This is a genomic window from Ruegeria arenilitoris, from assembly GCF_013032445.1.
Classification (GTDB): domain Bacteria; phylum Pseudomonadota; class Alphaproteobacteria; order Rhodobacterales; family Rhodobacteraceae; genus Ruegeria; species Ruegeria arenilitoris_F.
Genome location: NZ_WQCA01000007.1, coordinates 122,320 through 143,487, shown reverse-complemented (window position 1 = coordinate 143,487; position 21,168 = coordinate 122,320). Strand labels below are relative to the sequence as shown.

The window sequence follows — 21,168 nt, the reverse complement described above, 5'->3', positions numbered from 1 at the left end:
TCTGCAGAATGGCATAAAGTCCGGCCCAATACGAACACGCGGATGAGGACACATGTCGCGCTTTGATGGATACTTCCTGCGGCAATTGCTGATTCTGTTCGGCTTTTTCACCCTGGTACTGGTCGGCGTGTTCTGGATCACTCGATCTGTCAGCCTTTTTGATCGTGTTATTAGCGGCGGGCAATCCGCCATGGTGTTCTTGGAATTTACCGCCTTGACCCTGCCGTCGCTGATCCGGACGGTGATGCCGATGGCTGTTTTTGCGGCCGCCGTCTATGCCACCAACCGCCTGAGCCGCGAAAGCGAGATGACGGTGATGTTGGCTACTGGTTCAAGCCCATGGCGTCTGGCGCGGGCCGTCTTTCTTTTTGGTCTGGTAGCCGGATTAATGATGGCTGCAATCAGTGTCTTCCTGCGCCCGGCCTCGATTGAGCAACTTGAACAGCGTCAGGCTGAGGTTGCTGGGGACGTCACATCGCAACTGCTGAATGAGGGCGAGTTTTTACACCCGACGGACGGTGTTACGGTCTATATCGGCCAGATTGATCTGGATGGCACGCTGTCAGAAGTATTCGTTTCTGACCGGCGCGATGAGTTAAACCCGGTCAGCTATTCGTCAAAAACGGCGTATTTGGTCAGTAATGATACCGGCATCCACCTTGTGATGTTGGACGGGATTGCGCTGCGATTGGATCAGCAGGGCCGAACCTTGTCCTCAACTCTGTTCGAGGATGCCTCTTACGACATATCTGAGCTGACCAGTAGCAATGACATGGCCAAACGCAGTCTGGAAGCCATCCCCACGATCGAGCTTCTAAAGGACCGTGATTCAATCGCTGCCGCGGAGGAATTTACCGAAGGTGAACTGATCGATGAATTGCATCAGCGGTTTTCATGGATAGCCATCTGTGTCGCCGTTGCCTTGGCCGGGTATTCGACCCTCATGCTGGGCAGTTTCTCGCGATTTGGATTGTGGCCTCAGATTTTGGGTGCCTTTACCATTCTGGTCGTGCTTGAAGGCGTGCGGGGTTTTGTGTCGCCCGTTGTAATCGATGATCCGAAGTTGTGGATGCTGCTGTACCTGCCAGCGGTTATTGGGATTGGAGTTTCGTGCCTGTTTCTGTTGGTCGCCGGACGGCCCTTGATGCGAAGGCGCCAAAGGGATACGCCCGCCGCGTTGTCACAGGCTTAGCCTTCTGTTCGTAGCTCGGTCAGGCAAGTCAGGATGTCATCGCTGGTATCACTGCCGCGGCGGGTCACCAGAAAGAGCGGCAGCATCAGGTCCATGGATCCCGCTACCGGGATAAGTTCCCTGGCAGTCAGGTGACTGCGTATGACGTATTCCGGGAAATAACCGGTACCACCCCGTCGAAGAACGTAGCGCAGGGCCATCATGCAATTGCCCAGGAACACCGTTTGCCCTGCTGCCTGGCGTGCTGTTGAACGCACATGATCCTGATAGACTTCGCCTAGTTCCAGATTGACGAAAACCGGATCGCCCTCTGTCGGAGTTTCAACTAGCATCAGACGTTCGGGGTTTAACTCATGTGACTGTATGCGTGGATCGGATGGAGTTTCATGCGTCAACGCCGCATCCAGTACATGGGTGGCAACCGCTTCGACCATATTCAGATCGTGGTCATAGTTCAGTGTCAGCAAAAGCTGTCCGAGGCGTTTTTCAAACCGAATGGCCAGATCAACAAGCAACGGGTCCCAGACACTAAGCTGTGCACCAAATCGCAGAGCAACCCGGTTCTGCGTTTGCACGGGCAGGTCGTGGGACGCGAAGGTCCACAACGACAACATCTGTTCTGCATAGGGCCGAAACTGCCGCCCGAAATCGGTCAGGCTGGTACCTCCGGCGCCGCGGGTGAAAAGCGGCTTTCCAGTTTCTTCTTCTAGCAGCCGAATGCGGGCGCTGACGGCTGTCTGGGTCACGTTCAGCTTGCGTGCGGCGGCGTGGAAACCGCCGGTTTCGGCCACGCATAGAAATGTCTCGATTGCCTTGAGTTGCATATCGAAAGTATTTTTTGATCGCTGCGATAAAATCAATTCATTTTTTTGAGTCAGCGAACTGCGCTAGCCTGACGCTAACAGATTAGCCAAAGGATCGCGCCATGCTGGACAAAAGCCACAAACCCACCTGGACCAGTTTTGAAGAGGCCACAAAAGCCGACTGGGACGCCGTCATGGATTATGAAGAGAGCTTCAATGCCGCCCTGCCAGATCGGATTCTGGATGCAATCCGTTCGTTGGACGAAGAATGGACGCCCTATCCTGTGAACCGCTATCAACACAGTCTTCAGGCTGCGACCCGCGCCTATGAGGACGGCGCAGATGAGGAACTGGTGGTCGCGGCATTGATCCATGACACCGGCGATATCCTGTCGCCCTACAACCACGGTGAGCTGTCAGCGGCGATGATGAAACCCTATGTCAGCGAGAAAACCCACTGGATTCTCAAGCACCACTGCGTGTTTCAGGGATACTACTACAACCACCACCTGGGCGGGGACCGTAACGCGCGCGACAAGTACCGCGACAGCCCCTATTGGGAGGACTGCCGCTATTTCTGTCATGAATACGATCAGAAGGCGTTTGACCCGGACTACCCAACCAAACCGTTGGAGTTCTTTGAGCCCATGCTGCGCCGGATCCTGAATAAGGGTGAAGGGCACATGGAGCTCAATGAAACCGCAAACGATTAACAGGCGGCCATCAGGCGATAGACGATCTGAGCTGCGGTAAAGTCCCAGGCGGCATTGCCGTCCGGGGCCAGTTCAACCACGTCAAAGCCCACGCATTTGCGACCCTTCAAGGCGTGTTCAACCAACCACAGCGCCTGATAGTAGCCCAAGCCCCCCGGAACCGGCGTGCCGGTTGCTGGCATTTGTGACGGGTCTAACCCATCCACATCGAAGCTAACGTAGATCAGCTCGGGGAAATCCTCGGGCAGGTCGACCGCGTGGATATTGCCGGTGACCAGTTCCTCGGCATCCACATAAAAGACATGGTTCCTCAGGCGGCTTTTGGCCTCTTCGGTGGAAAAAGCCCGAACGCCGAATTGTGCCAGTCGGATACCCTCTTCCGCCAACAGATGCATGACCGATGCGTGAGAGTGTTTCTCGCCCTGATAGGCATCGCGCAGGTCGGCATGTGCGTCAATCTGGACGATGCCAATCGGTTGGTTCAGCGCGCGCGCCACACCCATTACCGCGCCGTAACTGAGCGAATGCTCTCCGCCCAATGTCACAGGCACTTTACCTGCACGTACGACGGTCTCGGTGCGCTGGGCCAGACGCTCCATGATTTCGGGAAGCGCCGCGTCGCAATCCAGTGGCGCTTCGGTGTGAATGCCTTCGACGCACGGTTCAGCGTGGCCGATGATTCGTTCCAGCTCGTTGCTGGCTTCAATGATGGCTTCGGGGCCTTTGGCCGTGCCGGACCCGTAGGACACAGTGCGCTCCAGCGGAACAGGGATCACGCGGAACCGGGCGTTTTCGGTACGCTCAAACGCCGTCAATTCGCTGTTGAGGAAAATGCTCATGAAAGTCTCTCTTTGAAGTCGTCATAGCCGAACTGTTTTATGATCTTCAGCTCGTCCGTTTCGCTGTTCCACAGGGCTATGGTGGGCAGGGGGACGCCGTTGAAAGTGTTGGTCTTGACCATCGAGTAATGTGCTTGATCAAGGAAAGCAAAGCGCTGGCCGATTTCCAGCGGCTGGTTCCACGTGTAATCCCCGATCACGTCGCCCGCCAGACAGGAAGGCCCGCCCAGTCGGTAGGTGTGGCCTGCCTCGGCCTCGTCCACCAGGGCAGGGCGATAGGGGGCTTCGATCACGTCCGGCATATGACAGGTGGCCGAGATATCGGTAATCGCGAGGTTCATGCCGTTGGTGGGCAGGTCGAGGATCTCTCCGACCAGAATACCTGCGTCCAATGCGACCGCCTCGCCGGGTTCAAGATAGACATCGATGCCGTATGTCTCGCGGATGGTTTTGATGAAGGCGACCAGCCCGTCGCGGTCGTAGTCGTCGCGCGTAATGTGGTGACCGCCACCGAAGTTCAGCCATTTGAGTTGGCTGAGGAACGGTTTGAGTTTCGGCTCGACAGCGGTCCATGTGCGCTGCAAGGGCTCGAACCCCTGTTCGCAGAGCGTGTGCATGTGCAGGCCGTCCACTCCGGTTAGGGTCTCGGCGGTCAATTGGCTGACCGGCGTGCCCAGGCGCGAGCAGGGGGCGCAGGGATCGTATTTGGGGACCTCTCCTTCGGAATGTTCCGGGTTGATGCGCAGGCCGACCTGAACATTAGCGGATTGGACCTTTGCAAGAAACCGATCCTTTTGCGCCGGAGAGTTGAAGATGATGTGGTCGGACAGCGAAAGGATTTCGTCCATGTCGGCGTCTTTGTAGCCCGCGCAGAAGGTTGCGACCTCACCGCCGTATTCCTCGCGGCCCAGGCGCGCCTCGTAGATGCCGCTGGCGCAGGTGCCGCCGAGATATTGGCGGATCAACGGGGCCAGGGAGAACATCGAAAACGCCTTAAGCGCGCTGAGGACATGTGCGCCGGATCCAGTGCCGATATCGGAGAGGATTGTCAGGTTCCGCTCAACAGCTTTTTCGTCGACCACGAAACACGGGGTGGGCACACGGCTGAGGTCAAAATTGCGGAAGGCTCCGGCATCGCCGGCCTGTGTGGTCATCATGTCGGACATGTCCGGCGTCTCCGATTATGGGAAGGCCGGGGGCTCTGCCCGTCGCCATTGTCGCTCGGACCAATGGCGCGACAATGGCGACCCCCGGAGTATTTGGAAAAGATGAAGTCAGAATTTGACCGGGCCGTCGAGTTCATGGACCTGCCACGGCAGACCATGTTCGTTCAGCATGTCCATAAAGTCATCGGGGTCGAGTTGTTCCATGTTCCACACGCCCGGCTCAGTCCAGTTGCCTTTCAGAACCTGCGCTGCGCCGATCATGGCTGGAACGCCGGTGGTGTAGCTGACGGCCTGAGAACCAACCTCTGCGTAACACTCTTCGTGATCGCAGATGTTGTAGATGTAGTAGGTCTTCTCGCCTGAGCCATCCTTGGCCTGACCCGTGGCGATGTCGCCGATGCAGGCCTTGCCTTTGGTTTCCGCGCCCAGATCGCCGGGATCGGGTAACAGGGTTTTCAGGAACTGGATCGGGATGATTTCCTTGCCGTCGTGCATCACCGGATCGATGCGGGTCATGCCGACATTTTCCAGCACTTTGGCGTGGGTGATATAGGCGTCGCCGAAGGTCATCCAGAAGCGGGCGCGCTCGATCTCGGGGAAGTGGGTCGAGAGCGACTCCAGTTCCTCGTGATACATCAGGTACATGTTCTTGGGACCGATGGCGGGGAAGTCGAACTCGACCTTGTGGGTCATGGCGGGGGAGTGTTTCCACTCGCCACCTTCCCAGTGGCGGACCTCAGCCAGCACTTCGCGCAGGTTGATTTCCGGGTTGAAGTTGGTGGCGAATTCCTGATCGTTCGAGCCGCCGTTGGCGTCCAGAACGTCGATTTGGCGGATAGTGTCCAGCTTGTGCTTCTTCAACCATTTGGCGAAGACGGATGTAACGCCCGGATCGAATCCGGAACCCAGGATGGCGGTCAGGCCGGCCTCTTTGAACTTGTCTTGATATGCCCACTGCCAGTGGTACTCGAACTTGGCCTCATCCTCGGGCTCGTAGTTCGCAGTGTCGAGATAATTAATACCGGCCTCAAGGCACGCATCCATCAGCACCAGATCCTGATAGGGCAGGGCGAGGTTCACGAGAATCTCGGCACCGGTTTCCTTGATCAGCTTGACCGTGTCTTCGACCTTATAGGCGTCCAGTTCTGCGGTTGCGATATCAACGCCCACACGCTCTTTCACAGCGGCGGCGATGGCGTCGCATTTCGATTTCGTGCGGCTGGCCAGCGTGATCTCGGTAAAGATGTCCGAATTCATCGCCATCTTGTGCACTGCGGCGTGCGATACGCCGCCTGCGCCGACAACCAGTGTTTTGCCCATGGGATAGTCTCCTCTCAAGGGGTTATTCGTAATAGGTGTAGCCGTTGATCGAGTCGCGATAGGCGCTCATCAGGGTTTTGCGGTCCTTGGCTTTCAGAGTACCGGTCGAGATCGCCTCGTCCACCATTTTGCGGAAGGCGGCGACGCAATCCTGCGGGTCAAACTCGACATAGGACAGAACCTCGGAAATCGTGTCGCCTTCCTGTTCGTGCAGCAGATCAAAGCCGCCATCGGCGCGCAGGTCGATTGTGACCACGTTTGTATCGCCGAACAGGTTGTGCAAATCGCCCAGCGTTTCCTGATAGGCGCCGACGAAGAAGACGCCCATGTAGTATTCGTCGTCCTCGGGCAGAGAATGCACCGGCAGGCTGGGTGAGACACCGTCGGCCAGAATGAAGCGGTCGATCTTGCCGTCGCTGTCGCAGGTGATGTCGGACAGAACCGCGCGGCGGTCCGGTATCTGGTTCAGGTTTTGCAGCGGCACGATCGGGTGCAGCTGATCAATGGCCCAGACGTCGGGCAGGGATTGAAACAGCGAGAAGTTGCAATGGTAGATGTCAGCTACTTTCTCAAGCTGGTCATCCACATCGGTTTCCATCTCGTCGCTGGCGGCCAAAGACTTGATCCGGGCCATCAGCGACAGATAGATGCGTTCCCCACGGGCCATCTGGCGTAGGTCAACATAGCCGCGGCGGAACAGTGCGCGCAGCTCGTTGCGATAGAAGTTGGCGTCGTTCCAGCATTCCTGCAGCCGGTCGCAGGAAAGATATCCCTGTACTGCTGCCAGGTCCGAAAGGATATGGTGATCGTCGGCCTCAACCGCCGGGGCGGTTGCCGCGTCATAGAGTGTGCTTTCCAGCACGTTGAACACCAGCATGGACGACGTCGCCACCACCGCACGGCCGCTTTCGGTGACCAGCGTCGGGTGCGCGACTTCGGCCTCATCCATGGCATAGGCCACAGTTTCGACCACGTTGGCGCAGTATTCCTCGACCGTGTAATTGATAGAGTTTTCGGCGGCCTTCTTCTCACCGGTATAGTCGACGCCCATGCCGCCGCCGAGGTCCAAATGGGTCAGTGGCACACCCTCACGCGTCAGTTCGGTGTAGTAGCGGCAGGCTTCGCCCACGGCGCGGCGGACGTCGTTGACGTCCTGTACCTGCGAACCAAGATGCGAATGCTGCAGCTTGAGGCAATGCAGCAGACCAGCGTCCTTCAGCTTGTCCACGGTCGCCACCAATTGGTCAGTGTTCATGCCAAAGGCCGAGCGGTCGCCCGAGCTTTCTTCCCATTTGCCGCTGATCTGGTTGGTCAGTTTGACCCGGACGCCGATCAGGGGTTCAATGCCCAGCTCGTTATAGACCTCGATCACCGTGTCGGCCTCTTTCGGGCTTTCCAGAACGATGACCGTGTTGAAACCGATCTTGCGGCTGAGGATTGCCATCTGAATGAACTCGGCATCCTTGACACCGTTACAGACAATCAGGGCCTCGCGCGACAGGCGGTGGGCGAGGGCGATCACCAGTTCCGGTTTCGAACCGGCCTCAAGTCCGTATTCGTATTTCTTGCCAAACTCGACAATCCGGTCGACGACCTGCGCCTGCTGGTTCACTTTGATCGGGAATACGCCGCGATAGGTGCCCTTATACCCGGTGCGGGCGATGGCATCGCGAAAGCTTTCGTTGATATGGGCGATCTCGTTTTCCAGATAGGAACTGATGCGCAAAAGCATCGGCGCTTTGATGCCGCGTTCGTCCAGATCGTGCAGGATGCCGGGTAGGCTGATCGCCGCCGCCTCGGGTGCCATTGGATTGCGCAGACCGATCTCGCCATCCTCCGTCACCTCGATGAGGCCCTTGCCCCATTTTTCAACCCCGTAGATAGAATGCGGTGCGTCGGGCGTCTGTTTCAATCAAGTCGGTCCTTAACGTAGGGGTGCCAGTTTAGCGCCCGCCAATACGGCAGCAGTTTGATTCGTCCAAGTGTAATCTATGCGACGGGATTTGCCGAACTTATCCGGTTGTGCGAATTGGGATCAGGTGATTGTCCCATTGGCAGTCCGATCGGGCGGAAATCTGAACCCCCGAGGATAGTGCGCCGACGAATCCGGTGCCGGTGGTGAAGACAAAGCCCATGGCCCCGGGGCCTAATCCACAGACGTCTTCCAGTGGGTGCGCGGCAACAAGCTGGTCGTCCGCGGTACTATACTGGTGCAGAGCGTTGCCACGCGGGCAGGTGATGGCAACGGTTTCGCCCTCGCCGGAAAAAGCGACGCTGCCGGCATAGCCTTGCAACGAGCTTTGCTCGGCTTCGGGGGCGGACAGAAGGTGTGGGGCTTCGCCGCGACGGTGCAGGCCCAGCAGCGGCGGATGCTGCGTCTTGTCCCCCTGCCATTGCATCGCAAACGCCACCAGACCGTCCTGACGCACGGCCAGATGCCGGATCGAGTTCTTGTGCTGGGCTTGCGGCAGTTCCACCTGCTCAAGAACCGTTCCGTTCAAGTCCAGATAGGACAGGCGCGGTTGCATGGTCGGTAGGTTCAGTTTTGTGCGGCCCATGTCGGGGTGGGTTTCGATGCCGCCATTGGCGATGACCAATGTCTGCCCGTCGGGCATCAGGCGCATGTCGTGCGGGCCTACGCCGCCTGAGGGGAACTCACCCAGACGCTTATAATCGGCAGCGTCCCAGATGCCGATCACGCCCTCTCCGGCCTCATAGTCGTTCTCGGTGGTGAAAAGCCGCGCGCCATCGGGCGAGAATACGCCGTGACCATAGAAATGTCGGCCGTTGGGTGCGGTCAGCCGGCCGAGCTCGGTGCCTGTGGCGCAATCAATGACCAGCGCGAAGGTTCCGGGGCGGCGGGCGAAGGCCACGGCTTGCGCCCGGATGGGATGGGCCGCCGCCGCATGGCCGCGCGCGGGCAAGGGGAGAGAGAACAGGATTTCTCCGCCCGTACTCAGTCCAGCCAAACGATAACGGCCATCCGGGAACAGCGCCGCTGCCAGATAATCCGGCGCGCCGACCGAAGCCCAGCCGCGCAGTGGCGTCACACTACTTGCGGCAAGCCCGGCCAGAAAACTACGGCGGCTTTGCATGGGTCAGTCCCCATCTAATGAGTTGAACCCGGCGCTGATGCCCAGTGTCGGGCCGAGCTCGGTCGAGGCGATTGCACGGATATCGTTGATCGACTGCTGTAATGCCTCGACCCGGAACCGACCCTGCGGATCGGCCACGCCCGCAAGTGTCGGATCGTTCAGTGCCTGCGCGCGGGTGATTGCCTTGTCGAAGGCGCCGTCCAGGTCAAACGCTATCTCGGGGTGGTCCGCCGACAGGTGCGCCGCCAGATCGCGCAGCGCGATCAGGGACAGTTCCACATGGCGCAGAGACCGATCCGAGCGCCGCGCCTCGGCGCGGGTGGGGCGGGGGCGGTCAAAGGTGCCCATTGGGCGGCCAAGGCGGGTGTCGCCGGTGAATTCCAAACCGGTGACCAGAGCCTTATACAGCTCTTGCATCGCTTCATCGCCGGATCGGTAGGGGCTGTTGCCGCCCGGTTGGGTCAGCGCCGTCGCAAAGCTCTCCCAATCCTCGTCCATCGCGCGGGCATTCAGATCGATATCGGTGGCGATCGCCTGTATCAGAGCGCAGCGATAGGTGTCGCTGCCCTGATCCGCAAAACGCGGGTCGTATAGCATCTGTTCCAGTGCAAAGAACCCCCGTCCCGCGATTGAGGTTTCTGCAAAGGCCTCGGGGGTTTCGACGGCACCGTCCTCGGCGGCGATCAGACCGGACAGGGCCTTGGGGGTGAAGCCTTTGGTATCCGGCCAGAAGGCCAGCGCAAAGGCTCGGTCATCGGTTTCTGAGGGACCAAACCGCAGGTGGCTGACCGATATCCAGTTGTCGAACGCCATGTGATACGCGGCCCGCAACTCGGGCGAAGTTGCGGCACAATCAGCCTGTGCCGCCTGCGTAAGCGTTCCGGTCGCGTCGGAAAGCGCGGCGAAGCCCGGTAGGACATGCTCATCGACCATAGCGGTCAGAATTGGCCCGCGATCCTGCGCCAGCGCAGGGAAGGGCAATGTCACGGCAAGGGCAAAAGCAAGGAAACGCATGGGTCAGAGGCTTTCGAGGAAACGGATCAAGGCCTCGCGGTCAGGCTTGGGCATGGCAACAACCGTATCGCGGGCAGCCTGAGCCTCTCCACCGTGCCACAGGATGGCTTCAAGCAGGGATTGCGCGCGGCCGTCATGCAAAAACTGGGTGTGGCCCGAAACTTGCTCGGTTAGTCCGATCCCCCAAAGTGGTGGTGTGCGCCATTCACGGCCAGTTGCACGAGCTTCGGGGCGGTTGTCGGCCAGACCCTCTCCCATGTCATGCAAAAGCAGGTCAGAATAGGGCCAGATCAGCTGAAAACTATGTTCGGGCCGGTCCTCCATGCGATGGGTGACAAAGGCAGGGGTATGGCAGGAAACGCAACCGGTGTCGTGGAACACCTGCTTTCCGCGCAGGACCTCGGGATCATCTACATCCCGCCGCGCGGGAACGCCCAGATTGCGGCTGTAAAACGCCACAAGGTCCATGCCAATATGGTCAACTTCAAAAACACGGTCGTCACCATCGCCATGCGGGGCGTTCACGCAATCCGCCTGCGCGTCGGTGCAGTCGCCATAGCCCGCAGGATAGAGCGGGCTGGAAATGCCGATATCGCCCGCAAAGGCCGTAGCGGACTGCTCCATGATCGTCGGCATCCCCGCCTTGAGGCCGAACCGGCCCATCATTGGTGCATCATATTCCTTCGACCAGACGATGTTCGGACGTCCGGAAATGCCATCTCCGTCGGCGTCATCGGGATCGGCATTTGCCAGCAGGTCCTCGACCGGGATCGCCTCAAGCAGGCCAAGGCCGATCATCTGCGGTGCCACTCGTGGGCTAAGCATGGCTTCGGGGTGCAGAGGGCCATATCCCAGATCCGCCGCTTGATAGGTCGGCTTGCGCAGGGTGACGGTTTCACCATCGGATAGGGTCACAGGGACCTCTTCATAGGTGATATCCATCCGGTATTCCGCCGGATGGCCGGGCAAGGCAAGGTCCTGCATCTGGCCGCCATAGTTCGGGTCAGGCTGCGTGGCGATATAATCCTCAATCTCCTCAAAACCCTCACCGCCCGGGATCGAGACGCGCAGGAACATGGACGTCGCATTGTCGCTGGGTCCGGCGGGCGTATGGCCGCGTCCGTCCTTGATGTGGCAGCGCTGGCAGGAGCGGGCGTTGTAGAGTGGACCTAACCCGTCCGACGCCAGGGTAGAAGCGGGCGAGGACACCCAGATTTTTTTGAACAGCCCGTTGCCGACCTTGAAGTCGAGCTCCTGCTCAAAGCTCAAGTTGCCTGAGGGCTGCGAAAAGGCATCCGCATCGGTTCGGGCGCGGACTGTCGCGGCGCCGGCAGGCAGGTCCTCGAACCGTTGTGGGGCGCTGAAATCTTCCGGAGCCACAATAACATTGGCAATCCGGGCGCGCTCATCCTCGGTTCTGGGTTCGACATTCAGGTGGAGATCCTGCAGCTCTGCTGCGAGGGGTTGGGTGGCCGCAAGGGCGACCACCGACAGGACTGTGAGGCTATTCGCCATCGTCCATTTTCGATGCGTTGAGTTGCGCATAATTGGCTTCGCCAATCCTTTCATACAGATCAAGCTGCGTTTCCAAAAAGTCGATATGCCCTTCTTCATCACGGAGCAATCCTTCGAACAGCGACATAGAGACGTAGTCGCCCGCCTTGCGGCAATACTAGCGCGCCTCGGCGTACAATGCGCGGGCGTCGAGTTCCGCAGCCAGGTCGCATTCCAGCGTTTCCTTAGGGGTCTGGCCGATTCTCAGCGGGTCAAGTTGCTGAAGGTTCGGGTGACCTTCCAGAAAAATGATACGCTCGATCAGCTTGTCCGCGTTCTCCATTTCTTCGATGGATTCTTCGCGGCTTTTCTTGGCCATATGACCAAACCCCCAATCTTCTTGCAGTCGGTAATGCAGCCAGTACTGGCTTACTGCAGTTAATTCATGCCGCAGGGATTTGTTGAGGTATTCTATGACCTTGGGGTTGCCCTCTATCTGGTTTCTCCTGTGTGGCTCCGGCGCGCAGTGCGCGGAGTTGCATGGGTACTTCCAGATTATCGCTCGATCGCATCGTGTCTAGAAAAAGCGGCATACAGCCACCACAATCCGCGGATTTTCCAAGAGCGTGATAGACTTTTCCGGGTGTAATTATCGCTTGTTCGTCTGACGCCCGCATCCAGTCGATGGCGGCACGGATTTCGTGGTCAGTTATGTTCGTGCAGTGACATACGATCATGGCGATTCTATGCTCGGTAGATTTCTTACTTAATTAGTAAGTTATTTTCTTTACGTCCAGTCACAATTTAGCGTGACCAAGTGGCCGGAAGCAGGAGTTCACGAATGCTTCCGGCCAAGAGTAAGTTTACTGGAAAACCGCGTCCGGGTTGTCCAGGCTGTCCGAACCTTCAAATTCGATCTGGTCCAGTTCCAGCGCGTTTACGATGCGCTCGATGGTTTTGGTCTGATCGACCAGGCCGTCAACGCCGCCCATGATCAGCAACTCACCGCCTTCGTTGCCGCGTTCCAGCATCTGGTCATAGGCAAAACCGGCCTCGGCGGTCGATTTCAGACGACCGAGCGCCTGCATGGTGTTGGCCAGTTTGACCTTCATTTCGGCGTCCAGCGACGGATCGGAAGCGATCACCAGATCGGACAGCGACGCGCCGCTGACCGGGGTTCCATCGATACGAGTGTAGCTGCCCAGATAGACGTTCTGAACGCCCAGGCCATCGTAGTAGTGGCTGTTGTGGGTGTTGTCCGAGAAGCAATCATGCTCTTCTTCGGGATCGTTCAGCATCAGGCCCAGACGCATCCGCTCACCAGCTTGCTCGCCATAGGACAGCGAACCCATGCCAGTCAGGATGGCGGTCACACCTGCGGTTTCGTCCGCAGATAGCGCGGCGCGTGCTTCGCCACCTTCCGCCCATTGTGCGGCCATCCATTCCAGATCACTGACCAGCAGCTCTGTCGCCGCATTCAGATACTGAGCGCGGCGATCGCAGTTGCCGCCGGTGCAGTCGTCACCCTGAACATAGTCGGTGTACGGACGGTTGCCCGCACCTGCGCCGTGGCCGTTCATGTCCTGGCCCCACAGCAGGAATTCGATGGCGTGGTAACCGGTAGCGACGTTTGCCTCGATCCCGTCTGCTTCGTGCAGGGTTTCGCCCAGCAGTTCCGGAGTGATTTCGCTGGCGTCGATGGTTTCGCCAGACAACTCAAAGCTGGGGTTGGCGATCACGTTCAGCGCGGCAAACTCGTTTTCGTCGGTCGGACCGCCGTAATTCGCGTCGACATAGTCGATCAGGCCTTCATCCAGCGGCCACGCATTCACCTTGCCTTCCCAGTCATCAACGATTGCGTTGCCGAAACGGTAGACTTCGGTCTGCTGGTAAGGTACGCGCGCGGCAACCCAAGCGGCGCGAGCCGCGTTTAGGGTGGCGTCGGACGGTTCGGCGATCAGGGCGTTAACGGCTTCTTGCAGGGTTTTGGCAGCGATCAGGCTGTCATCGTATTTGGCTTCGGCAATATTTGCATAGGTGTTCAGAACATCCGCCTTCGACGGAGCATCAGCCGCAACGGCTGCGGATGCGATGCCAAGGGTCAGTGCGCTGGTGGCGGCAAAAAATCGGGTCATGAGAGTGACACTTTCCTGTCAGAAACAAATTCACTGGCGTCGCCTTTGCGACGTGTACGGCGAGATAACTGAGTGATTTAGTCACCTATGTCAATCTGAGTTTTATAGTCAGAAAAATTCACCTCGTTCATTTTCCTCCCCATTTTTGGTGTGGCATTACGGTGCGACCCGCGATTGCGCCGATTTTGAAACGCATTAGTATAAACTTCGTGATTCCTTGGTAGGTGGTGCCTGTTTATGAGAAGCGTAGCTCTCGCCCTGACTTTGATCCCCACAGTCGCTTTGTCGCAGACGCAAACCGGGATTGAGCATGAACACGGCACGGGTCGTCTGGATATCGTAGTGTCAGGGGCTGAGTTTTCCTTGTCGTTGGCAGTGCCCGCCGCAGATATCATTGGATTTGAGCGACCAGCGGAAACCGATGAGGATCGGGCCTTGGTCGCTGGTGCTATTTCCGATCTGTCCAAACCGCTGGAATTGTTTCTAATGCCAGAAGAGGCTGCGTGCTTTACGGCGACGGCCAATGTCACTCTGTTGGCGGAAGGGTTTGGTCCGGAATCTGACGCCGCCCAGCCGACAGATCACGACCAGCACACCGAATTTCAGGCGGATTACCAGATACAATGTCAGGCGATTGAGGCGATTGAGGCAGTCCGTTTCGCCTACTTCGAACGTTTTCCAAACGCCCGAAAACTGGTTGTGCAGATCGAACAGTCCGGTGAAACCCAGGCGCACGAAGTCACGCGGTCCATGCCGACTCTTCCCTTTTAGTCAAAAGTTCCAGCGGCACTTTTGCCAGAGCCGGGCAACGCCGACCTGCTTGACGGGTAGGATACTCATCACACCTCCTGAAGTTCAGGAGCTTGAATCAGCTCGGCCCAGCTATTGAAACCAAATCAATGGGTCCAGAGCCTAGCGAACCGGGCCTTCAAATACTGAGCGGCGAATTCCGACGCAGAGCCCATTGCTGACTTCTTACTCAAGGAAGAGTGCGACAGTTATATGGCGGGCCGAGGTCTGACTGGAAGTCAGTAGCGCCGCAGTTCCGATGCTTAAGCCGGTACTTTCTACAACGCCATCAACTTAATCCGACCATTTCCTTTGATGACGGAAATGCAGAGTGCAACAACCAGCTAACCCGGTAAATTCAAAAAATGCTATATTACTATTACTAAATTGTTATGTTGGTGCCATGAACTCGCTCGCCAGAATAACAAGAGGGATAGGCGTCGCCTTTAGGGATGGTAGGGTGAAGGGCCTTCTTGCCTTCACTACAGGTATGATCCTTTGGGCGTCTGTATTCTATCATTATGTTGAAGGATGGAGTTGGCTCGATTCCATCTACTTCTCTGTTGTGACAATTTCGACCGTTGGCTTTGGGGACTTCTCTCCTGAAACGGCGGCAGGGAAGATTTTTACGATGGTATATATCATCGTTGGCCTTGGTATTTTCGTTACTGCAGCGACCACGGTTGCGGATACAATTCTGTCTCAAGACGACGAAAAGGCGGACAAATAGACGATCCGCAGCCGGACGAAAGCCGGATTCCTTCCCGGAAAAAGCCTAAACCAATGGCTCGTGCCACTGCTCGGAAAAGCCCGCCATTACAAGCTTTTATGGGGGTTGTTGATAAATAATATACATATATTGTTTTTTGAGTGTAACATTTGGAAAACAATGGAGGGATGGTATGGAAAAGACACAGGAAGCAAAGATTGTCGATCTCGCAATACGATTGCTTTTTCTTGGATTATTCCTCTACAGCGCTCTGGTCATGGTTGCCCCGCTGGCGAGCGTGGTGATCTGGGCGACGATCCTTTGTGTGGCGCTTTACCCGGTATTTGATTGGCTGCAGTCCAAATTGGGAGGACGAATAAAGCTTGCGGCGACAATCCTGGTTTTGTTGGGCCTTGTGTTGACCTTAGGACCCGTCGCAACGGCAGTGTCTGGTGCCGCTGAACTGGGATCTGATTTTGCAGAGCAAGCTGACAGTGGCGAACTTAAAATTCCTCCGGCTCCGGAAGGTTTAAAGGAGCTGCCTTTGGTCGGAGACAAAATCGCAGATGTCTGGACAATGTTTGAACGCAATCTGGACGGTGCGCTTGCAAAATACGGCGCGCAAATCCTTGAGATCACCAAATCTCTCTTTGGCAAGGTTTTGGGCATTGGAATAGGGTTGTTGGGACTTGCGCTTTCTGTGCTGATTATGGGCGCGCTGTTCAGCCCCGGGCCGGACCTCGTGCAGGGTCTTCAGCGATTTGCTAATCGTGTCTTCGCGCCGCGCGGGGGTGAGTTCGTTACGTTGGCTGGCGCTACGATCCGCAATGTCACCAAAGGAGTAATTGGTGTCGCCGCGATTCAAGCCGTCGTAGTTTGGCTGCTGTTGGTTCTGTTCGGGATTTCTTCGGCCGCCACTTTGGCCTTCATCTGCCTGATCCTCTCTATCATCCAAATTGGACCAGGTTTGGTGCTGTTGCCGGTGATCATTTACGCATGGAGCACAATGTCGGGTGGGACCGCGTTGATCTTTACCATACTGGCTGTGCCAGTGACGATCATGGACAGCTTCCTGCGCCCCGTTTTCATTTCCAAAGGCCTTGAGACACCCATGCTGGTGATCCTCATCGGAGTCCTCGGCGGCATGATGGCTTATGGTTTGATCGGTATTTTCATGGGCCCCGTTCTGTTCGCTGTCTTCTATGAGTTGTTCAAGGTCTGGATCGATGCCCCCGCTGAGGCCAACGACGCTGCTGAAGGAGCAGCGAAATGAAAAAGACGATCTGGACCACACTTGCGATCATTCTCTTTTTCCTGGTCTGGTACCTTGTCGCTGACCGCAAGACCCCGTTTACCGGAAATGCCCGAGTAAAGGCCATCGCCACCCAAATCGTTCCGCAGGTCACCGGTACGGTGACCGAGGTCCTGGTCGAAAACGGTCAGGTCGTTTCGGCAGGAGATGTTCTGGTCCGGATCGACGCCAGACCGTACGAGATTGAACGCGCCAAAGCGCAAGCCGATCTTGAAGCCGCCACACAGGAAGTGGGTGCCTCTTCGGCAGAGGTAAGTGCTGCGCAAGCAAAACTGGCCAGAGCTCAGAGTGATCTCGACACGATGCGCATACAGACCGAACGTGTGTTTGCACTTGAGAAGAAAGGGCTGATTGCCGTCTCAAAGGCCGATGATGCGCGCGGGCAACTGGCAGAGTCCGAGGCCAATTTTGAAAACGCCCAGGCTGACTTGGAAAAAGCCAAGCAAAGGCTTGGCGATGACGGAATTGAAAACCCGAAAATCCAACGCGCGTTGGCTGCCTTGGCGGATGCAGAGCTTAACCTTGAATGGACAGAGTTGCGCGCTCCGGCAACTGGTGTCGTATCCAACCTTTTGATCGCGCCGGGGACATATGCACGGTCCGGCCAAGATCTTTTGACGTTTCTGGACGCAACAGACATTTGGGTCGAGGCATATTTCACCGAAAATAACCTTGGTAGGGCGTCGGTTGGTTCTCCTGTTGATGTGGTGCTGGACATGCATCCGGGCCAAATCGTTTCGGGTGTTATTGAAAGCTTCAGTGCTGCAGTTTCACTGAGTGGTGGGGATGAACCCGGCCAATTGGCAAGCCCACCAAGCACCAAAGGATTTTTGCGCGAACCCGAGCGGTTCCCGGTGCGGATCGTCTTGCCCGGCTACGAGGCAGGCAATGCCGAGGATGATCTTCGCTTTCAACTGAACGGACAGGCGGACGTGATCATGTACCTCAGCGACAGTTCACTGCTAAACACGGTCGGTCGCGCCTACATTCGTTTGGTTTCGATCCTGTCCTATGCGTATTGAGGACAAGCGCTCCGTTACGCGGCTCGCGCTTGGCGTGACAGGTGTGTTTTCGTTGGGATTGTTTCTAGGCTGGCCACTGGCCGTTGTCGGGGCAGTGTTTACTGCGCTGTTCCTTCAGGCACCCGCCGCGCTTCCTTTGGCGGCATTTGGCAAGCTTTTCATCTTCTCGATTGGGCTGATGTTCATTTCCTTCCTGCTTTCATCGGTATTCGCGCCATATCCCGTCGTGTTTCTCATTTTGGTGGCAATCGGAATCATTCTGTCTTTCACTTGGTCGGTTTCGGGCGCGGGAGTTTTGCCTGGTGTCATAGCCCTAATGGGGGCATTGATGATTCCGAACCTGGTGTTGCAGTCTCAAGACCTAGCTTTGGTGCTTGTGTTTTGGATCCCTATGAACCTTCTTTTTGCCGGGTTCGTATCGACACTGATGTTTGTGCTGATACCCGCTGAACCCCAAACACCTGCCGAGAAGAAAGCAGCCGCTTCGCCCGACTTTGATTCATATCGCCGGGTTGTAAGAATGTCGCTTGTCACAGTTCCGTTTGCCATTGCGTTCTTCGTGTCCGGTGCATCGGCACTTTTGGTTCTGTTTTTTGTGGCGCTTCTCAGTCAGCAACTTGCAGCAATGCCAGCGATGGGAAAAACCGTCGCCAAAGCGATGCTGACAGCGAACCTTCTAGGGGCCGCAGTGTCGATCATTTGCTATGAAGTAAATGTGATTGCCCCAGTTTTTTTGACGCCTGTCCTGTTGTGCTTTTTCCTTTGCATAACGCTCGGCGCACTCGGAAAGTCGCAAGTCCCGCTCGCCGCCGCCGCCGGGTCGGCAATCACGACTACTTTGATCGTCTACGGCGGCTCAATAGCACCCTTTTCCGATGAGGCTGACGTGAAAAGCATTACGCGCGTGCTGCAAGTTGCCAGCGCCGCGATCTTTGTAATTGTCGCATATATCGTGGTAGACGAGTTTTGGCCGGAAAAGAAACAACAGGGTTCGTCAGAGGCCTGACGCAAAATGCTCAAACTCAGGTACGCGGCTGCCCCGGAAAAAATCTGGATCTTCCCTACAACACGACCGGGCTAACTTATGGTCAACGCAACCAGGATTCTGGGCTTTGACGGTCGCGATCTGGATGTCACAAACCCGGTAGCACGGGGCGCACTGAGGGCAGGCACGCGCCACTAACGATACCCCTGTAAGGATTCATGGTGTCCCGAAAGGGGCGCCCCAATGCTAAGAAATCCGGATCGAACGAATGCCGAAATTGATGAAGGCGCATCGAATGTCGGCTATGTCCGCGACCTGCGAATTCGTTGAGCGTTGACTTTGCTCGCGCAGCAAACGGCAGGTTCGGCGGGCCGCTGCGCAGCAATCGGATACTCCTTTGGACTGCAGCTAAGGGCCGCCCTCAATGGTCAAGCGAAGTCGGACGGGAAATTTCCGCAATGGCTCCAACTCGCAACGAGCCGATTTTGACGAGCGCTGAGCGACTAACAACAGAAAGTTTTTTGCAACCCGACCGATGTAACACTATCCAGACAAATTTCACCTGGCTGGTCTCAGTTGAGAATATCACCCCAGACTTTATCCCAGCGGCCAGCCTTCATGTCTATTGGGTCAATGAACATACCAAAGCTTGCGACATCGCCAAACATCCAGCCCACAAGTTCACTTGACGGAATCTCCAGAAGAAAGGCGGGATTGCGAGCGCGCGAATAGATAAAGCCGCTATGCACCGGGCCTCCCATCGTGGCGTATTGGTGTTCTTGGTCAAAACGCCAGAGCCTTTCATAGCGAGCCCGCGTTGAATCGGATATGCGCTCGGGGTGTGTGCGCATGGCCTCTTGCAGCTGTATTTCGAAGACATCTCGGCTGACAGAACGCGCCCAAAACTCGTCGATTACAGAGTGTGACATCCATTTAGTCCCATCATCGGTTCTTTGGGGGCGGCGAACTTCAATCTGGTCGAGTTCGGCAATCAAAGCGTCCGTCGCGTCCGTGTCCAGCAAACTGTCCGGTCCCGCTACAAGCCTGCTATAGACGTCCTCCAGCGCAGCGACGGCCGCGTCGCGCGTTGCACGTTCCTGCTGATCGTTCGCAAGGCTTATCCGCAATTTCGCCTGGTCCTCTGCGTTTTCGCTCTTTTGCAGATTGCGCTCTGTGCGTTCGATGTTTCCGGCCAGAATCTTCAATGCTTGATGCTGGCCCGACAGCAGACTGGCAACAAAGCCGCACGCGCTGATGGTGTCGAATGGTCGATATATCAAAGATCGAGGATCATAGTCTTCCTGAATGGCAAAGCGTTGATTGTCATCGGACCCGACCGAGCGTCTTGTCTCCGTCGACCCTTCGTGATGCCGGATGGCCACCGGGAAGCGCGGAGGATGCTGGGCAACAGGGAAGCCCACTGTTGCCAGCGCCTCCCGCGCTTTGTCGCCGCTTGTACCAAAATAGAAAGAATGGGGCACGTCTGGCCAATCACACGCCTCAACAGGGCCGGTCAGGTGAAAGACGCGGGAGTCATCATCTACACGCCCTTCTGACGGCATAAAGAAAGCCAGCCAGCCATCGCGTGGGCCCAATCCGCCCCAGATGCCCTCGGGCAGCTCATCCAACGCGATTTGCGCGACAAACAGCATCGGGAGGCCATTGACCTCAGGCCAAGCCATATCTGCAGGCAGCATTGGGGCACCGCCAATCCAGCTGCGGTTTCGCTCTTTGGCCCCGGGCAGCAGCGGAACCAATTTAGCGGGTGCGGCATGGTGCGCCAAATCACCTGGCTTGTGCGCCAGAACGGCCAGATTTTGTTCTATAACCTCGGCGAGAAAGGCCTTGGCTTCTTTTGCTTCGGGAGTGTCCTCAGGCTTTGCTACTGGCCTGCGAGAGCTGCCCTGCATGCCCATCAGATCGTACATTGGATGACCACGCTGCGGCCGGAAAACAAGCGCTAAAATCACGAGCGGTAGGCTTTGCTGGACCAGCGTCCAGTTCCGCGGAGTTCCTTGAACACCGATTATAATCATTGTGATGCCCGCAAGCCCTACGATTGGTGCAACATATTGGATGAGCTGATAAAGACGCTGCATTTTCCATGCCCGATTTCTGATACAATACGGCACCCTAATTTCAACCAAAGGATGAAATCCAGCGAGCAACTGATCTTCTAAGGATGCCTGTTGTACATATGTCAAAGGAGACGGATTCTTGCCCGGTACTTCGCTACTCAGTACGCAACAATCTCATGTTATGGTCCGCGCAAGATGAGTTCGAGAGGCTTCCGGATTGGCTCATGCTGCGAACGGCAGTAATGTGGATTCAATTGCAGAATTGAAAGGCAGTACGCTAGGTCCGCTTTGGGCCGTCTGCGTGATCAACTGATGGTGGGGCAGGGGGCCGTGCTGCAACGGCACCGAGGTTCGGATTGAGCCATTAGTTACCGATGCAGCGCGCTGCACGAATGCCGGCATGGTAAAGGAAAGCAGACTTTGTAAAGCTCAGCGCCCGGTCAACAGCGGTTATAGCTACGGGTTCAAATACGCCGACGCATCTTCATAAGACCAGACGTTT

Annotated in this window: 18 protein-coding genes and 1 pseudogene; 7 read left to right on the top strand and 12 right to left on the bottom strand. The window is 56.8% G+C overall.

The genetic code is table 11. From position 1 onward, the window contains the following. Nucleotides 1-52 precede the first annotated feature (52 nt). On the top strand, nt 53-1,192 hold the full coding sequence (lptF, locus tag GOW98_RS11875; protein WP_170332226.1) for an LPS export ABC transporter permease LptF: 1,140 nt from the start codon (nt 53-55) through the stop codon (nt 1,190-1,192). Here lptF and GOW98_RS11870 read toward each other — a convergent pair. Then, a complete protein-coding gene (locus tag GOW98_RS11870) occupies nt 1,189-2,016 on the bottom strand; it encodes a LysR family transcriptional regulator (protein WP_170332224.1) in 828 nt (275 codons plus the stop codon). The genes lptF and GOW98_RS11870 overlap by 4 nt on opposite strands. Before the next feature lie 101 nt (nt 2,017-2,117). Here GOW98_RS11870 and GOW98_RS11865 point away from each other — a divergent pair, with 101 nt between their 5' ends. After that, the gene (locus tag GOW98_RS11865; protein WP_170332222.1) at nt 2,118-2,708 is read left to right on the top strand and encodes an HD domain-containing protein; all 591 of its coding nucleotides are present in this window, start codon (nt 2,118-2,120) and stop codon (nt 2,706-2,708) included. Here GOW98_RS11865 and speB read toward each other — a convergent pair. The 10 genes and pseudogenes from speB to GOW98_RS11815 all read right to left on the bottom strand — a co-directional run bounded on the left by speB (nt 2,705) and on the right by GOW98_RS11815 (nt 13,771). Next, nucleotides 2,705-3,547 (bottom strand): agmatinase, encoded by an 843-nt coding sequence (gene speB / locus GOW98_RS11860; RefSeq protein WP_170332220.1) that lies wholly within the window; start codon nt 3,545-3,547, stop codon nt 2,705-2,707. The genes GOW98_RS11865 and speB overlap by 4 nt on opposite strands. Further along, nucleotides 3,544-4,713 (bottom strand): carboxynorspermidine decarboxylase, encoded by a 1,170-nt coding sequence (gene nspC, locus GOW98_RS11855; protein ID WP_170332218.1) that lies wholly within the window; start codon nt 4,711-4,713, stop codon nt 3,544-3,546. The genes speB and nspC overlap by 4 nt, the downstream gene beginning before the upstream one ends. A 108-nt stretch (nt 4,714-4,821) precedes the next feature. After that, nucleotides 4,822-6,033: a saccharopine dehydrogenase family protein gene (locus tag GOW98_RS11850; protein ID WP_170332216.1), complete on the bottom strand. Its 1,212-nt coding sequence runs from the start codon at nt 6,031-6,033 to the stop codon at nt 4,822-4,824. Between the two features lie 22 nt (nt 6,034-6,055). Further along, the gene (gene speA, locus GOW98_RS11845; RefSeq protein ID WP_170332214.1) at nt 6,056-7,945 is read right to left on the bottom strand and encodes a biosynthetic arginine decarboxylase; all 1,890 of its coding nucleotides are present in this window, start codon (nt 7,943-7,945) and stop codon (nt 6,056-6,058) included. Between the two features lie 100 nt (nt 7,946-8,045). Next, a complete protein-coding gene (locus GOW98_RS11840) occupies nt 8,046-9,128 on the bottom strand; it encodes a DUF1513 domain-containing protein (protein ID WP_170332213.1) in 1,083 nt (360 codons plus the stop codon). Between the two features lie 3 nt (nt 9,129-9,131). Beyond that, entirely contained in the window at nt 9,132-10,142 is a 1,011-nt protein-coding gene (locus GOW98_RS11835; RefSeq protein ID WP_170332211.1) for an imelysin family protein, read from the bottom strand. A 3-nt stretch (nt 10,143-10,145) separates the two neighbouring features. After that, nucleotides 10,146-11,657, bottom strand: a complete 1,512-nt coding sequence (locus tag GOW98_RS11830; protein WP_170332209.1) for a di-heme oxidoreductase family protein — start codon at nt 11,655-11,657, stop codon at nt 10,146-10,148. Beyond that, a pseudogene (gene bfr / locus GOW98_RS11825) lies at nt 11,647-12,132 on the bottom strand (bacterioferritin). The gene GOW98_RS11830 and the pseudogene bfr overlap by 11 nt, the downstream one beginning before the upstream one ends. Continuing rightward, on the bottom strand, nt 12,080-12,373 hold the full coding sequence (locus tag GOW98_RS11820; RefSeq protein WP_170332207.1) for a (2Fe-2S)-binding protein: 294 nt from the start codon (nt 12,371-12,373) through the stop codon (nt 12,080-12,082). Before GOW98_RS11820 ends, bfr begins: the two are co-directional and overlap by 53 nt. A 126-nt stretch (nt 12,374-12,499) precedes the next feature. Further along, on the bottom strand, nt 12,500-13,771 hold the full coding sequence (locus GOW98_RS11815; RefSeq protein ID WP_170332205.1) for an imelysin family protein: 1,272 nt from the start codon (nt 13,769-13,771) through the stop codon (nt 12,500-12,502). 237 nt (nt 13,772-14,008) lie between these two features. Here GOW98_RS11815 and GOW98_RS11810 point away from each other — a divergent pair, with 237 nt between their 5' ends. The 5 genes from GOW98_RS11810 to GOW98_RS11790 all read left to right on the top strand — a co-directional run bounded on the left by GOW98_RS11810 (nt 14,009) and on the right by GOW98_RS11790 (nt 18,609). Further along, entirely contained in the window at nt 14,009-14,542 is a 534-nt protein-coding gene (locus GOW98_RS11810) for a ZrgA family zinc uptake protein (protein WP_170332203.1), read from the top strand. Between the two features lie 478 nt (nt 14,543-15,020). Beyond that, nucleotides 15,021-15,290: a potassium channel family protein gene (locus GOW98_RS11805; protein ID WP_367646837.1), complete on the top strand. Its 270-nt coding sequence runs from the start codon at nt 15,021-15,023 to the stop codon at nt 15,288-15,290. A 172-nt stretch (nt 15,291-15,462) separates the two neighbouring features. Further along, the gene (locus GOW98_RS11800) at nt 15,463-16,542 is read left to right on the top strand and encodes an AI-2E family transporter (RefSeq protein ID WP_170332201.1); all 1,080 of its coding nucleotides are present in this window, start codon (nt 15,463-15,465) and stop codon (nt 16,540-16,542) included. Beyond that, a complete protein-coding gene (locus GOW98_RS11795) occupies nt 16,539-17,603 on the top strand; it encodes an HlyD family secretion protein (RefSeq protein ID WP_170332199.1) in 1,065 nt (354 codons plus the stop codon). Before GOW98_RS11800 ends, GOW98_RS11795 begins: the two co-directional genes overlap by 4 nt. Further along, nucleotides 17,593-18,609, top strand: a complete 1,017-nt coding sequence (locus GOW98_RS11790; protein ID WP_170332197.1) for a DUF2955 domain-containing protein — start codon at nt 17,593-17,595, stop codon at nt 18,607-18,609. The genes GOW98_RS11795 and GOW98_RS11790 overlap by 11 nt, the downstream gene beginning before the upstream one ends. A 551-nt stretch (nt 18,610-19,160) precedes the next feature. On the opposite strand, the gene GOW98_RS11785 is transcribed toward GOW98_RS11790, so the two are convergent. Further along, on the bottom strand, nt 19,161-20,792 hold the full coding sequence (locus GOW98_RS11785) for a DUF1963 domain-containing protein (RefSeq protein ID WP_170332195.1): 1,632 nt from the start codon (nt 20,790-20,792) through the stop codon (nt 19,161-19,163). Between the last annotated feature and the right edge of the window lie 376 nt (nt 20,793-21,168).